Origin of the sequence: Paenibacillus sp. FSL H8-0261, from assembly GCF_045040645.1 — a bacterium.
GTDB lineage: Bacteria > Bacillota > Bacilli > Paenibacillales > Paenibacillaceae > Paenibacillus_AQ.
In genome coordinates this window covers 1,979,274-1,992,986 of sequence record NZ_CP150297.1, presented here as the reverse complement: position 1 = coordinate 1,992,986, position 13,713 = coordinate 1,979,274, and the positions used below count along the sequence as shown (strand labels likewise).

Sequence of the window (13,713 nt, the reverse complement as noted above, 5' to 3'; positions counted from 1 at the left end):
TAAATGGAGTCTATAAGTGTAGATTATGAGCTGTCGGCCTTATTCAGACTTAGCCTCCCAGCGAGTGAGCATGCATTCATCGAGGCTGTTTGGACGCTGTAACTCCATCCGCAAGAGATCGCGCAAAAAATGTGGCAATAGAAACAAAGCATCCTTCCCATTCGCGATCGTCTCATAGCCGGCCCTGAAAGTAAACATGTCCAGCGTACCAACATTATACTCTCTTTCATCCTCCAGTGGGTTTCCTTCGACAAAAACTGCAACACTCTTATCATACGGTATCATTAGTGGGTCGTACAAGATTTTTAATCCATCTACTGCCAAGCTGCCCAGATGATTCCCGCGGAAACCGTACCCGTAAATGACCTTACTATAAAACTCCTCTGTAAGGCTCTGTTCCAAAGCTGTGCGAATATCTTTACCCTTCAGCTTAATGATGCAAGTATTGATGGGAGAAGGACAAAGTGCGTGCAAAATCCCTGTCGTAACCTCGCCTTCCGGCAATGGTCCTAGCAGCTGACCCGTGTTAACTAATGACATACTAGTTCCTGTAAATCTACGTACTGCTTGTGCCAAAAGATTGCCAAAGGGGGACTCTCCCCGCAAGTTCAAAGGAAGCTCACGGTCAGTAATCGCAGCGATCGTCTGAAGAGATTCTTGGCCATGCTTCAAATGAATAGCGACTGCAGGACCTATAACCTCCTCCTTCTGAAGGGGGTCAATAGGAATACATTCACCCGTCACTAGTCTGAAATCAGACTGAGGATCTAGTCGCTCAAATTGTAGGCGCCCGAGATACCGACCGAATTTCCCAGCACCGCATACGGCAGTACCATTAATCATAATAGGCTCTTCTAACAGATGGTGCGTATGTCCACCAAGAATGGCATGTACGCCCTCTAACCGTTCTGCCAGAATTTTATCCGTAGGAAGTCCGAGATGAGATAGAACGATTAATATATCCACCTGTGGCGCTAAAAGTAGGCATTGTTCCCGGAGTGCTGTCTCAGGATCTAAAGCATCCCAGCCCAAAAGGGAATAGAATGAAGTGAATGCTGCTGTTGCTCCGGTCACTCCAATTCTAATTCCATCCTTCTCCAAGACCGCATGACGCTTCATCCAGCTTGGCGGCTCTCCTGTCGAAGACTCTACAAAATTACAGCATACTACCGGACACTGTAACCCGGAAAAAATAGATGACAACATATCCTGAGAGAACGTGAGCCCCTCATTATTGCCAATGGTTACAGCATCATATCCTGTTAAGTTTAATACGTCGATGTTAGCCTGACCCATAGTGCCTTCTGTCTCAACAGCTGCACGATCCATATGATCACCAATATCCAGCAGCAGTACAGGCTCTTCTCCCGCTGCAGCCCTTTGTGCGGCGATTTCCGCTGCCACCGGACTTACCATTTCAAAATGGCTATGTATATCATTGGTATGAAGTATGGTCAGTCTTTGTGGCACATGCCCCATAAGCAACATTCCTCCTACCCTTGAGCTGCTCTTTAATGAAGCAGTCGGTGCGTGATCTTATAGAGCCTAGCATAACATTTTCAGACACATTATGGTATATTGAAGACATCAGATCATACATCAGAGGAGAATAAAAATGCATATTACTATCCGACTATTCGCGGGTCTGGCTGAGACAATCGGCTCTTCTTCTCTGTCCTTCCAAGCGACTGAGATTCCCTTAACAGCTGGCAAGCTGAAGGAGCTTCTATCTGCCTCTTATCCGAATGCAGCATCCCAAATTGGGGCTTCTTTAATTGCCATTGACCGGGAGTATGCTCCTGATGATTCTATCATCACAGCGTCTTCCGAAGTCGCACTTATTCCTCCAGTTTCCGGGGGAGAGAATGGCACTATATATGAAACTACTACTGATGGTCTCTATAGCATAACGGACCAGCCTTTAAATGCAGAGAAGCTTCTAGATGCCGTTCTTGACGTCAATCACGGAGCATCCTTATTATTTATCGGCACTACACGTGAAATGACCGGAGAACAACGTACAACCGCACTTCATTATGATGCCTATATTCCTATGGCCTTAAGTAAACTAGAGGAGATTGGTAAAGAAGTGAAGAACCGCTGGAACGCAAACTGCGCCATATCTCACCGCATTGGGCTTGTAGGTTTAAAGGAAGCAAGTGTTATCATTGCCGTCTCCACACCTCATCGCGATACCTGCTACGAAGCCAGTCGCTTTGCCATTGAACGATTGAAACAGACGGTTCCCGTTTGGAAAAAAGACATTAATGAATCGGGCCAACATTGGGTGAACTCTGATCAAAAAGCTAGCGATACAATCCACAAATAATCTTTTCTCCTTTTTGATTGAAAAATCTGAACTTTGTTGATATTCTGGATAAAATCGGATAAAAGGTGGCATAGGCATTGAGAGTACACGTCTCGGATCTAAAACCTGGTAATCACCTTAACGCGGACGCATATAGTTCTAGGGGTTTACATGTACTACCAAAAGGATCACTGCTCCAAATAAATGATATCGCCAAGCTGATGCAGCTTGGAGTTGATTATGTTGATATCGAGACGTTAGAAGAAGAGGTATCACCCCTCAGCAGACCTTCAATTATTCAGACGGTGACCACTAGTTTTGATACCATGATTGACGGCTTCGAGTCTCTTTATATGGAAGCGTTATTAAAAGGAAGCTTCAACCAATCCGTGGTAAACGACATTCTTCAGCCTTCGCTTCAAACTTTGGACAAGCATAAAGATGTAGTGTCCCTCCTGCTTTTGCTAGATCGGGAAGATAACTATACCTATAATCACTCCCTTCAGGTAGGCATGCTCTCTTATTATATTGCGATATGGCTTGGTTATTCCAAACAAGAATGCTATGAAATTGGTCGTGCAGGCTATTTGATTGATATTGGAAAATGCCGAATTTCACCCTCTCTCTTGAATAAACCAGGGAAGCTAACGCCAGATGAGTTCGAGGAAATCAAACTACATACTAAGTACGGCTACGAAATTATACGTAATTCCATGGACGATTCTTACACAGCTTTGGCTGCGCTCCAACATCATGAGCGTGAGGACGGCTCTGGCTATCCGAGCGGTCTAACCAAATCTGATATTCATCCTTATGCACAAATTGCAGCTGTAGCTGACATTTATAGTGCGATGACTTCTAAACGAGTCTATCAGTCGAAGCAAGAGCTTATTTCCGTCCTGCGTGAAATAAACAATCTAAGTTTCGGTAAACTGAACGCTAAAACCGTTCAAGCCTTTATCCAGCATTTAATGCCCAACTTCATCGGCAAGCGTGTGTTGCTGAACACAGGTGATATTGGCGTAATTATTATGAACAATCTGGTCGATATTTTCCGACCACTGGTAAAGGTTGACGGAATGTTCGTGGACCTTTCCCGCGAACGGAACGTTGCCATTGTAGAAATTTACATGGACTAAGGCATTTCGATCCCTCCCAAACCCTCCCTTCCAAGGGAGGGCCCCAAGGGCTCCGCCATCTGGACACCCGGAAGTTTGATGTATACTTGTGGCGATGGTGGATAGAAGGAACGCCTTGTGTAACCTCACCTTGAGGCTCCTGCTTTGCTGGCGCAAAGATCGGGGCCTCAAAGCTATCTTTCGAAATCCATGATCCCCCGTTTTCTTTCGGGGGATTTTTTCTGTTGTATTTTGCACAACAGAATTTATGTACGTAGAGCTGGATTGTAGTTCTGTTGTATTTTGTGCAATCAAAAATAAAGAAAACGTCTTTTATAAGCACATTTTCCTAATACTGTTGCACAAAGTGCAGTAGATGCTATTTTATGAGTGGATTCGGAGCTTTCTATTGTAAATACTGCAATAGAAAGCTCCGAATCCAGGTTCCTTATTCCTTACCTTCTTTAATCTGTACCTACCTAAATTCTTCCTTCCTACAAATCCCCAACAGATCCTCCCATTGCCCATAACCCTTTGTCAGTTGTACCCCTCCTATCATTAATCTCTTGATGATTGAATTACTAATTTCTTGGCGAGACTAATATGTGGTTTAAATATTTCCAGGAGGTAAAAAGTATGCTTCCAGTCCATGAACGTCTTGCCGAGCTGTTCACTCTAAGTCGTCTACGCCAGCTTACAGCCTCCGAAGAAACGGAACAACAGCAATGCCTACAGGTGAATGCCACTTACTGTTGGGAGATGGCACGACTACAGAATGAAATACTGTTAGCGGAACAAACAACGGATACACAGTGGCATCAGGATATTTGTGCCCAAATGTTTGAGCTACGTATAACGGGTAGATTACCTAAACGCCCGAAATAATTGGACGTACGATATAAAACAGCCCACTCCTCATTTGCTTTCGTAAGGGGAATGGGCTGTTGTTCTTTGCTATAGAAAGCGGAACTGCGCTTCTATTAATCCGTTATACACACCATCACGTGATGTCAGTTCTCGGTGGGTTCCTTCTTCTTTAATCTCACCATGGTCCAGAACGACTATTTTATCCGCATGGCGAATGGTAGATAGTCTATGAGCGACGATAAAGGAGGTCCGGCCCTGAAGTAAGATTTTGAGTGCCTCTTGAATCTTCAGCTCCGTCTCTGTATCAATACTTGCCGTAGCTTCATCAAGGATCAAAATCCGTGGATTCGCCAATAGTGCACGGGCAAAGGAGAGCAGCTGACGCTGTCCCATGGACAAGGCACTACCACGCTCTTCTACCTCTGTCTCATACCCTCCAGGAAGCTTCATAATAAAGTCATGGGCATCTACTGCTTTCGCGGCATTTTCCACTTCTTCATCGGTAGCATCCAGTCGACCAAATCGGATATTATCGCGAATCGTTCCTGAGAAAATGAAGGTATCCTGCAGCACGATTCCGATCTGCCTTCTCAGACTATCTAGAGTAACTTCACGGATATCTTCACCGTCAATCGTAATTCTTCCGCTCTTAATATCATAAAACCGGCCAATCAGGTTAATAATCGTGCTTTTCCCCGAGCCAGTATGACCCACCAGCGCGATCGATTGCCCAGCTTTTACATCCAGATCGATACCCTTTAAAGCCGCCCGACCTTTTTCATATTCAAAAACAACCTTATTAAAGTTAATATCTCCACGAATCGTTCCTAGTGGTTTAGCCCCTGGATTATCTTGAACCGAAGGCTGCTCATCCAAATATTCAAAGATCCGTTCTGAGGAGGCCATCGCTACCAGCAGCTGGTTATACATCTGCCCCAGACGGTTGATCGGGTCCCAGAAGTTGCTGACATAAGAACTAAACGCTACCAGCAAACCGACAGTAAGCTCGCCAGATTGGATGAGATACGCCCCTAGCCAAAAGAGGATCATCGTTCCAAAACCACCAGTGATCTCGATCATCGGCCCGAAAGCTTGGTTCATCGCAGATGCTTTATTCCAGGACTTTTTACTATCTGTATTCATAAAATCGAAATAATTCATGTTTTCACGTTCTTGTGTATAGGCCTGTGTGACTCTGATCCCCTGAATCGATTCGTTCAAGTGAGAATTAATTCTAGAGTTCTTCATCCGCACATCCTGCCAAGCGATCCGAATCTTCTGACGCAGCTTAGTAGAAATAAAGAACATGATCGGAACCGTAACCATTACTGCAAGACCAAGTTTCCAGTTGATCAATAACAGAATAATGGTAATCCCCAAAAGCTGTACACAGTCAATCATCAGATTGACTACCCCGTTCGTGAACAAATCCTGCAGTGAGTTGATATCATTCGTCACACGTACTAATACCGAACCTGCTGGGCGTTTATCGAAGAAGTTAAAAGAGAGCTTCTGAATATGCTTGAACAAGTCAGAACGCAAGTCATAAATGACTCTTTGTCCAATGATGTTCGTGTACTTAATCCGGTACACACCTGCAATCCATTGAATGAGATATAAGACAATGACACCTGCGGTAAGCGAATAAAGAAGTGTTAAGCTTGGATTCCCAACCTTAGGCGCTATAGCACGGTCGATAGCTAAACTTGTCAAGAAAGGAACGGTCAGCTTCGTAATGGTTCCCAGAATCATCATGATAGAAACCAGTGGAAGCATCTGTTTGGCGTAAGGCTTCATATAGCTGAATAATCTGGTGAACTGCTTCCAGTCAAACGCTTTGTCGATCACATCATCATCTTTGTACACGAAACGTTCGTCAAGTGTCTTCTGCTCGGCTGCTTTACGCTTTGCTCCCGAAGCGGTGTTCTGTATGGCTTCAAGTTTCATATGCCTCACTCCTCCCCTCTTCCGGTAGCTCTGGCCAGATAGTCAGCATATTGTATCCGGTATACATCTTGGTATGGACCCGGAACTTCAATTAGCTCCTGATGAGTACCACGCTGCTGAACATGACCTTCGTTCATAACAATGATCTGATCCGCATGTCGCAAGGAGGATATCCGATGGGCAATTATAAGTGTTGTACGCCCATTCATGACCTCCTGGAATCCCGCTTGAATCTCATGTTCCGTTTCCATATCGACCGCACTGGTCGCATCGTCGAGGATGAGGATACGCGGATTCTTAAGCAGGGCTCTTGCGATCGCAATCCGCTGCTTTTGTCCGCCAGAGAGACCCATCCCGCGTTCACCCACTACAGTGTCATAGCCGTCTGCCATCTCCATAATGAAATCATGCGCCTTTGCCAGCTGTGCAGCACGGATAATCTCCTCCATGCTTACATTTTTCAAGCCATATGAAATATTGTTGCGGATGGATGAGGAGAACAGGAATGTTTCCTGGAATACGGTGGCAATCTGTGACCGCAGGCTGCGCACACTGTATTCTCTAATATCAATGCCATCCAGCGTAATACTCCCTTCATTGACATCATAAGCACGCATCATCAGTTGAGTAATAGTGGATTTACCTGAACCTGTGCCTCCAAGAAATCCGATAATTTCACCTGATTTAGCTTCAAAATGGATGTCAGTAACAGCAGGCATTTTGTTCCCGTACGCAAAGGTGACATGATTAAAGGCAACATCCCCCTTAACCTCGGAAGGCACCAGTTCACGGGCATCCTCTTTATCCTTAACATCAATTTTTTGATTAAGTACTTCAAGTACACGTTCTCCCGAAGCTTTGGACTGTGTATAGTTATTAATATGAAAGCCTAGACCCCATACCGGTCCAATGATGTACCAAATCAAACTGAAGAAGGCAACCAATTCACCTAGTGACATTTTCCCGTTAATGACGAGTGTACCACCTACGCCTAACAGGATAGCTATACTGACCGATGCTAAAAGCTCCATGACCGGAAAAAACTTACTCCAGAGCTCAGCGGCAAAAATCTGATTATTCTTATAACGTTCATTACGGTGTGAGAACTTTTCAACTTCGTGAGCCTCTCTAGCAAACGATTTGACAGTTCGCACACCGGTGATATTCTCCTGTACAGCCGTTGTCAGAGAACTTAGCGCAAGACGCATCTCTTGAAAGGCCGGATGAATCTTGGACTCAAATCTTAAAGCTACTGCTGCCAGAAATGGCATAGTAATCAAAGTAACCAATGTTAGCTGCCAATTAATGGTGAACATCATGATAGAACCAAAGAGCACCATAAAAAACACATTTAGCAACTGAGCAAAACCAAAACCGATAAAGTTCCGAATCGCTTCCAAATCCCCGGTCAGCCGGGACATCAGATCTCCTGTTTTCGCGGTATCATAATAACGGAAAGATAGAAATTGTAATTTCTCATAACAAGCGTTACGTAGCCGATATGCTAGAAAATTACCTAACCGCCCTCCAAAAAAACCATGTGCAAATTGCAGGCATGCTTTTACGATAACTACAGCTAACACACTGAGAGCCAACACGGGCACCTCTTTAAACTTGAGTGGAACAATTACTTCATCGATCAGCTTCCTTAACAAATTGGGGGTAATTAGCCCCACTGCAGTTGCGGCGGCCAAGCATACAATCGAAAGAATCAAATAATGTAGCTTCTCTCGGTAATAGCCTCGCAGTTGCCTGAGAACATCCATATCTCTCCTCCTTAAAGCTTTACGAAGTAAAGCTGCTTCGTAAGCATAGACTTAGCTTTACAAAATAAAGCTATTTTTTAGCGCTTTCAATTTTAGTGACTTTAAGCAGTGTATCATCCCTAATTTAAAGCGGCAAAGGGTAGAATTGAGCGTTTATCCTGTTATTTCGGAAAAAAGACCCATATATAGGTGATAAACGACCATCATTGTCTTAAAATACTCGAGTTTCCTCCTTAATGCTGTTGAATTAAGAAACATCATGATCCTTGATCTGATCGCCCCCTCCAAAATAAACTTTTATCAAGCTTTTTTGCATAAAATTTGGATTTAACCCTCTAGAATGAAAACCCCATCTCAATTTCCAATAAAAAATACGTATTCGAGTGACTTGAGCATAAAAGCATCAAGATCACTGCGAATACGTATTTTGTATTACTTATTAGAATGAAGCCGGAACCTTGAAGATCAAGGTTAACCGATACTTCCTTCCATTTCGAATTTTATCAAACGGTTCATTTCGACCGCATATTCCATCGGCAGTTCTTTGGTGAACGGCTCGATGAAGCCCATAACGATCATTTGAGTTGCCTCAGCTTCTGTTAGGCCGCGGCTCATTAGATAGAACAACTGCTCCTCAGAAACTTTGGATACCGTTGCTTCGTGCTCAAGCACGATGTTATCGTTCATGATTTCATTGTAAGGAATCGTATCCGAAGTGGATTCGTTATCCAAAATGAGCGTATCACATTTGATGTTCGATTTCGCACCTTCTGCCTGACGGCCAAAGGAAGCAAGACCACGATAAGTTACTTTACCACCGTGCTTACTGATCGATTTCGATACAATGGTGGATGTTGTGTCTGGAGCCAAATGGATCATCTTGGCACCCGCATCCTGATGCTGGCCTTTACCCGCTACCGCGATGGACAGTACTGAACCTTTAGCTCCACGGCCTTTAAGAACAACCGCAGGGTATTTCATAGTCAGCTTGGAACCGATGTTGCCATCGACCCATTCCATCGTTGCATTCTCTTCTGCAACCGCACGTTTAGTAACGAGGTTGTAGATGTTTGGAGCCCAGTTCTGAATCGTAGTATAACGAACGCGTGAGTTCTTCATACACAAGATTTCAACAACTGCACTGTGCAGAGAATTCGTGCTGTAGATTGGCGCTGTACAGCCTTCTACATAATGCACGAAGCTATCTTCGTCAGCGAGGATCAAGGTACGCTCAAATTGTCCCATGTTCTCGGAGTTAATACGGAAGTAAGCCTGCAAAGGAACTTCACATTTCACACCTTTAGGAACGTAGATGAAGCTTCCGCCTGACCAAACTGCACTGTTAAGTGCTGCAAATTTATTATCGGTTGGAGGGATGATCGTCCCGAAGAACTTCTTAAGAAGTTCTGGATGTTCACGCAGTGCAGTATCGGTATCTGTAAAAATAACCCCTTGATCTTCAAGGCTCTTCTGCATGCTGTGGTATACAACCTCAGATTCATATTGTGCCGATACGCCGGCGAGGAACTTCTGTTCCGCTTCAGGAATACCCAGCTTATCAAAGGTTTCCTTGATTTCGGAAGGAACTTCTTCCCAAGTCTTCCCTTGTTTCTCGGAAGGTCTTACATAATATTGAATATCCTCAAAATCTAAATCATCCATATTGCCGCCCCATGTAGGCATCGGCATTTTACGGAACTGTTCAAGGGATTTTAAGCGGAAATCAAGCATCCACTGTGGTTCATTTTTGATTGCTGAAATTTCTTTAACAATTTCGGCCGTCAAACCTTTACCAGACTGGAATATCGACTTATGCTCATCACGGAACCCGTATTGGTACTCTTCCATATCAGGCGCTTTCTTAGCCATGGTGTCAGCCTCCTTGTTCTACTGTTATTTATGTTGCTCTTCTTCGTCAATTCCTTTACGAAGCGCGTTCCAAGCCAGTGTTGCACATTTGATCCGCGCAGGGAATTTATTCACACCCGATAGGGCTTCAATGTCTTCATAATCTCCAAAATCCACGTCTTCACCCTTCATCAGTAAGGAGAAGTTATCGGCTAGTTCGAGTGCTCGTTCAACCGTTTGTCCTTTGATCGCCTCAGTCATCATCGAAGCCGATGACATACTGATCGAGCAACCTTCACCGTTATAACGGGCATCCTTGACGATTCCATCCTCTACCTTAAGCTGAAGTGTAATACGGTCACCACAAGTTGGGTTATTCAGTTCAATTTTCAGAGCATCATCTTCAAATGAACCACGATTCCTAGGACTTTTATAATGATCCATAATAACGCGTCTGTACAAGTCATCCAAGTTCATAGCCGAAGTACTCCTTTGTCTTGATTAAAGCGTCCACCAGTCGATCTACATCCTGCTCGGTGTTATACAGGTAAAAGCTCGCACGTGCTGTTGAGCTGGCTTCCAGCCAGCGCATCAGCGGCTGACAGCAGTGATGACCAGCACGGATAGCAATTCCCTCCGCATCTAGTACTGTAGCGACATCATGCGGGTGAACGTCACCCAGATTAAAAGTCACAACGCCAACTTCACGATTGCGCGGACCATAAATGGTCAAGCCATCAATTTCAGATAAACGCTGTTCTGCGTATGCGGCAAGCTGCTTCTCATGGCTGTGAATCTCATCCATGCCGATTTCTTGTAAGAAATCTACGGCTGCACCTAATCCAACAGCTCCTGCAATGATCGGCGTACCGCCCTCAAACTTCCAAGGAAGTTCTTTCCATGTCGATTCATAGAGACCCACATCATCAATCATTTCGCCACCGAACTCAATAGGTTCCATAGCTTCAAGGAGTGCTCTTTTGCCGTACAAAGCCCCAATTCCAGTCGGTGCTAGCATTTTATGTCCGGAAAGTGCATAGAAATCACAATCCAGATCCTGCATATCGACCTTCACATGAGGTGTGCTCTGTGCGCCGTCTACGACAATTACCGCACCGTTTCGATGAGCAATCGCCGCAAGCTCTTTAATCGGATGAGTTACTCCCATAACATTAGACACATAAGCGATAGCAACGATCTTGGTTTTATCCGTAATCGTCTTCTCAGCATCTTCAAGCGTAATCGTTCCGTCAGGTTGCAACGGTATATATTTTAAAGTAGCACCTGTCTTCTTAGCTAGCTGCTGCCAGGGGATCAAATTACTATGATGCTCCATCAGGGTGATGACAATTTCATCGCCTTCACCCACTGCAGATGGCCCGTAAGAAGAGGCAACAAGATTTAGGGCAGTGGTTGTGCCGCGCGTAAAGATGATTTCTTTAGTGCTGCGGGCGTTAATAAACTTAGCTAGCTTCTCCCGGGCTCCCTCGTAGGCATCTGTTGCACGGCTGCCTAGAGTATGGACGCCACGGTGTACGTTGGCGTTATCCCACTCATAATACGACTTGACCGCCTCAATCACTTGACGAGGCTTCTGTGAAGTAGCAGCACTGTCAAGATAGACCAGTGGATGGCCGTTCACATTCTGGTTCAGTATGGGAAATTGCTCCCGGATGGCGTTGCTAATCATTGACCTAACTTCCTTTCCACAAGAGATTGGAGCTGATTGCGCAGTCCCTCTAGTGGAATTTGCGACACAACAGGAGCCAAGAAGCCATAGATGATCAGAGTTTCTGCATCATGCCGTGTAATTCCGCGGGACATCAGGTAAAAGACTTGCTCGTGATTGACCTGTCCTACGGAAGCGGCATGGCCTGCTGTAACATCATCTTCATCAATCAGCAGGATCGGATTGGCGTCACCACGGGCTTTTGGACTCAGCATCAATACTTTCTCCGTTTGCTGACCGTCGGCTCTTGTAGCACCTTTCTCGATCTTGGTAATTCCGTTGATGATAGAAGTAGCATTATCACGCATAACCGCACGAGTGATCATGTCACTTGGGGTATTTTTGCCGAAATGCTGAGCTTGAGTTGTGTAATTCAGTTTCTGTGATCCCGTACCTACAGCAATTACTTTAGCATCCGAGCTAGAGCCATTACCTTTGAGTACAGATTTGGTATCACTTGCTGTATCACCATAGTTCATCTCTCCAACAATCCATTCGATCGTTCCGTCATTCTCAACAACAGCGCGGCGGTAAGTCACATCTGTTGTATCCACGCCCAGCTGGTGCACTGTAGCATAACGTACTTTAGCACCTGCACCCACGAATACTTCTACAGCACCATTGTGCAAGCCAGCTTCCTCTTTATCCGACACGTAGTTGTCTACGTATGTCAGGGAGCTGTTAGTATCCGCTACAATCAGAATGTGAGGAACAAATGAAGCTTCCGCATCATCTGTTAACAGCACCGCCTGAAGTGGAGTTTCAACCACTACATTCTTAGGAACATAGAGGAATACTCCCCCGTTCCATAGTGCTGCATGAAGCGCAGCGATAGAATGCTCGTCAGGCTGAATCGCCTTATGAAGGTAACGTTGTACCAAATCTCCGTGCTCTTTAACAGCCGTTTGCAGATCGGTAAAAATAACACCTTGTGCTGCAAGTTCAGGAGCTAGTCGTGTATATACTGCACCAGAGTTACGTTGAATAATCAGACTGCCTTCTTCCTGATCCTTGATCAAGGAGGAAATGGAAGCAGGTGCATCCTTCAGTGAAGCAATGGTTTCGCTTGCTTTGTAGCTACCATAATTGTTCACATTCCAACGATCAATCCGTGTCTTCTCTAATTTAGGCAGTGTCAGAGTAGCTGCCAGTTCAAGTGCTTTCAAGCGGCTTTCTTTCAGCCAACCCGGTTCGCCGCTACTATGCGATAATTCGCTCAAGCGCTCGGCATCCACCGGAAGAATGGTCTGTGTCGTCATAAGTGTTCTCCTCCTTCCTGGCGTTTCTTACGCGTCTTGCCCTACTGTTTCGTCTTCAATTCCAAGTTCTTCTTTAATCCATTCGTAGCCTTCTGCTTCCAGACGTTGTGCAAGCTCAGGACCACCGGATTTTACAATTCTGCCCTGCATCATAACATGTACAAAATCAGGCTTGATGTAGTTCAAGAGACGTTGATAGTGGGTAATAACCAGGAAACCGCGATCTTCACTCCGCATGGAGTTTACACCTTCGGCAACAATTTTCAAAGCATCAATATCAAGACCAGAGTCAATTTCGTCCAGAATCACGATTTTTGGATCTAGCATCATCATTTGTAGAATTTCGTTACGTTTCTTCTCACCACCGGAGAAGCCTTCGTTCAGGTAACGGTGTAGGAACTCAGGATTCATGTCCAGTTCTTTCATCTTCGCTTCCATAAGACGAATAAAACGAATCAAAGAAATTTCGCTTCCCTCTTCACGACGGGCATTAATGGCTGAGCGCAAGAAATCGGAGTTTGTTACTCCGGAAATTTCACTTGGGTACTGCATAGCAAGGAAAAGACCTGCACGTGCGCGTTCATCAACCGCCATCTCCAGAAGATCTTCACCTTCAAGTGTTGCTGTTCCTTCAGTTACTTCATATTTAGGGTGACCCATAAGAGCTGACGCCAAGGTACTTTTACCTGTACCGTTTGGTCCCATGATGGCGTGAATTTCGCCACCTTTCATTTGAAGGTTAATCCCCTTCAAAATCTCTTTTCCCTCAATCGTCGCTTTAAGTCCCTCAATGACAAAATCTGCTGCCATAATATTATTCCCTCCATTGATCGATTTGCGAAATCAAAAGTTGTATTGAAACAGGATGATC

11 protein-coding genes are annotated in these 13,713 nt (G+C 44.8%); 3 read left to right on the top strand and 8 right to left on the bottom strand.

The window, feature by feature from the left end:
* Nucleotides 1–39 precede the first annotated feature (39 nt).
* The gene (locus MHI27_RS08625; RefSeq protein ID WP_405176038.1) at nucleotides 40–1,479 is read right to left on the bottom strand and encodes a bifunctional metallophosphatase/5'-nucleotidase; all 1,440 of its coding nucleotides are present in this window, start codon (nucleotides 1,477–1,479) and stop codon (nucleotides 40–42) included.
* A gap of 136 nt (nucleotides 1,480–1,615) precedes the next feature.
* Between MHI27_RS08625 and MHI27_RS08620 the strand changes: the two genes are divergently transcribed.
* The 3 genes from MHI27_RS08620 to MHI27_RS08610 all read left to right on the top strand — a co-directional run bounded on the left by MHI27_RS08620 (nucleotide 1,616) and on the right by MHI27_RS08610 (nucleotide 4,311).
* Nucleotides 1,616–2,329 (top strand): molybdenum cofactor biosynthesis protein MoaE, encoded by a 714-nt coding sequence (locus MHI27_RS08620; RefSeq protein ID WP_042186367.1) that lies wholly within the window; start codon nucleotides 1,616–1,618, stop codon nucleotides 2,327–2,329.
* A 77-nt stretch (nucleotides 2,330–2,406) separates the two neighbouring features.
* Complete coding sequence (locus MHI27_RS08615; RefSeq protein WP_076284183.1) at nucleotides 2,407–3,447, top strand: HD-GYP domain-containing protein; 1,041 nt, start codon at nucleotides 2,407–2,409, stop codon at nucleotides 3,445–3,447.
* Between the two features lie 615 nt (nucleotides 3,448–4,062).
* On the top strand, nucleotides 4,063–4,311 hold the full coding sequence (locus tag MHI27_RS08610) for a hypothetical protein (RefSeq protein ID WP_042186363.1): 249 nt from the start codon (nucleotides 4,063–4,065) through the stop codon (nucleotides 4,309–4,311).
* A 69-nt stretch (nucleotides 4,312–4,380) separates the two neighbouring features.
* Here MHI27_RS08610 and MHI27_RS08605 read toward each other — a convergent pair whose 3' ends face one another.
* The 7 genes from MHI27_RS08605 to sufC form a co-directional block, all read right to left on the bottom strand.
* Nucleotides 4,381–6,240, bottom strand: a complete 1,860-nt coding sequence (locus MHI27_RS08605) for an ABC transporter ATP-binding protein (RefSeq protein WP_405176037.1) — start codon at nucleotides 6,238–6,240, stop codon at nucleotides 4,381–4,383.
* Between the two features lie 5 nt (nucleotides 6,241–6,245).
* The gene (locus MHI27_RS08600; RefSeq protein WP_042186359.1) at nucleotides 6,246–8,006 is read right to left on the bottom strand and encodes an ABC transporter ATP-binding protein; all 1,761 of its coding nucleotides are present in this window, start codon (nucleotides 8,004–8,006) and stop codon (nucleotides 6,246–6,248) included.
* Nucleotides 8,007–8,477: 471 nt separating this feature from the next.
* Nucleotides 8,478–9,875 carry a Fe-S cluster assembly protein SufB gene (gene sufB / locus MHI27_RS08595; protein ID WP_042186357.1) on the bottom strand — a complete coding sequence of 466 codons (1,398 nt, stop codon included), beginning with the start codon at nucleotides 9,873–9,875 and terminating at the stop codon, nucleotides 8,478–8,480.
* 24 nt (nucleotides 9,876–9,899) lie between these two features.
* Complete coding sequence (sufU, locus tag MHI27_RS08590; RefSeq protein WP_036684339.1) at nucleotides 9,900–10,331, bottom strand: Fe-S cluster assembly sulfur transfer protein SufU; 432 nt, start codon at nucleotides 10,329–10,331, stop codon at nucleotides 9,900–9,902.
* Nucleotides 10,318–11,544: a cysteine desulfurase gene (locus tag MHI27_RS08585; protein WP_076284184.1), complete on the bottom strand. Its 1,227-nt coding sequence runs from the start codon at nucleotides 11,542–11,544 to the stop codon at nucleotides 10,318–10,320. The genes sufU and MHI27_RS08585 overlap by 14 nt, the downstream gene beginning before the upstream one ends.
* A complete protein-coding gene (gene sufD, locus MHI27_RS08580; RefSeq protein WP_042186353.1) occupies nucleotides 11,541–12,842 on the bottom strand; it encodes a Fe-S cluster assembly protein SufD in 1,302 nt (433 codons plus the stop codon). Before sufD ends, MHI27_RS08585 begins: the two co-directional genes overlap by 4 nt.
* A 27-nt stretch (nucleotides 12,843–12,869) precedes the next feature.
* The gene (sufC, locus tag MHI27_RS08575) at nucleotides 12,870–13,652 is read right to left on the bottom strand and encodes a Fe-S cluster assembly ATPase SufC (protein ID WP_042186351.1); all 783 of its coding nucleotides are present in this window, start codon (nucleotides 13,650–13,652) and stop codon (nucleotides 12,870–12,872) included.
* Nucleotides 13,653–13,713 lie beyond the last annotated feature (61 nt).

Excerpts from the sequence above, each read along its gene's own strand:
- MHI27_RS08625 (WP_405176038.1), bottom strand. The coding sequence starts at position 1,479 with ATGGGGCATGTGCCACAAAGACTGACCATACTTCATACCAATGATATA.
- sufD (WP_042186353.1), bottom strand. The coding sequence starts at position 12,842 with ATGACGACACAGACCATTCTTCCGGTGGATGCCGAGCGCTTGAGCGAA.
- MHI27_RS08585 (WP_076284184.1), bottom strand. The coding sequence starts at position 11,544 with ATGATTAGCAACGCCATCCGGGAGCAATTTCCCATACTGAACCAGAAT.
- MHI27_RS08620 (WP_042186367.1), top strand. The coding sequence starts at position 1,616 with ATGCATATTACTATCCGACTATTCGCGGGTCTGGCTGAGACAATCGGC.
- MHI27_RS08610 (WP_042186363.1), top strand. The coding sequence starts at position 4,063 with ATGCTTCCAGTCCATGAACGTCTTGCCGAGCTGTTCACTCTAAGTCGT.
- sufB (WP_042186357.1), bottom strand. The coding sequence starts at position 9,875 with ATGGCTAAGAAAGCGCCTGATATGGAAGAGTACCAATACGGGTTCCGT.
- sufU (WP_036684339.1), bottom strand. The coding sequence starts at position 10,331 with ATGAACTTGGATGACTTGTACAGACGCGTTATTATGGATCATTATAAA.
- MHI27_RS08605 (WP_405176037.1), bottom strand. The coding sequence starts at position 6,240 with ATGAAACTTGAAGCCATACAGAACACCGCTTCGGGAGCAAAGCGTAAA.
- MHI27_RS08600 (WP_042186359.1), bottom strand. The coding sequence starts at position 8,006 with ATGGATGTTCTCAGGCAACTGCGAGGCTATTACCGAGAGAAGCTACAT.
- sufC (WP_042186351.1), bottom strand. The coding sequence starts at position 13,652 with ATGGCAGCAGATTTTGTCATTGAGGGACTTAAAGCGACGATTGAGGGA.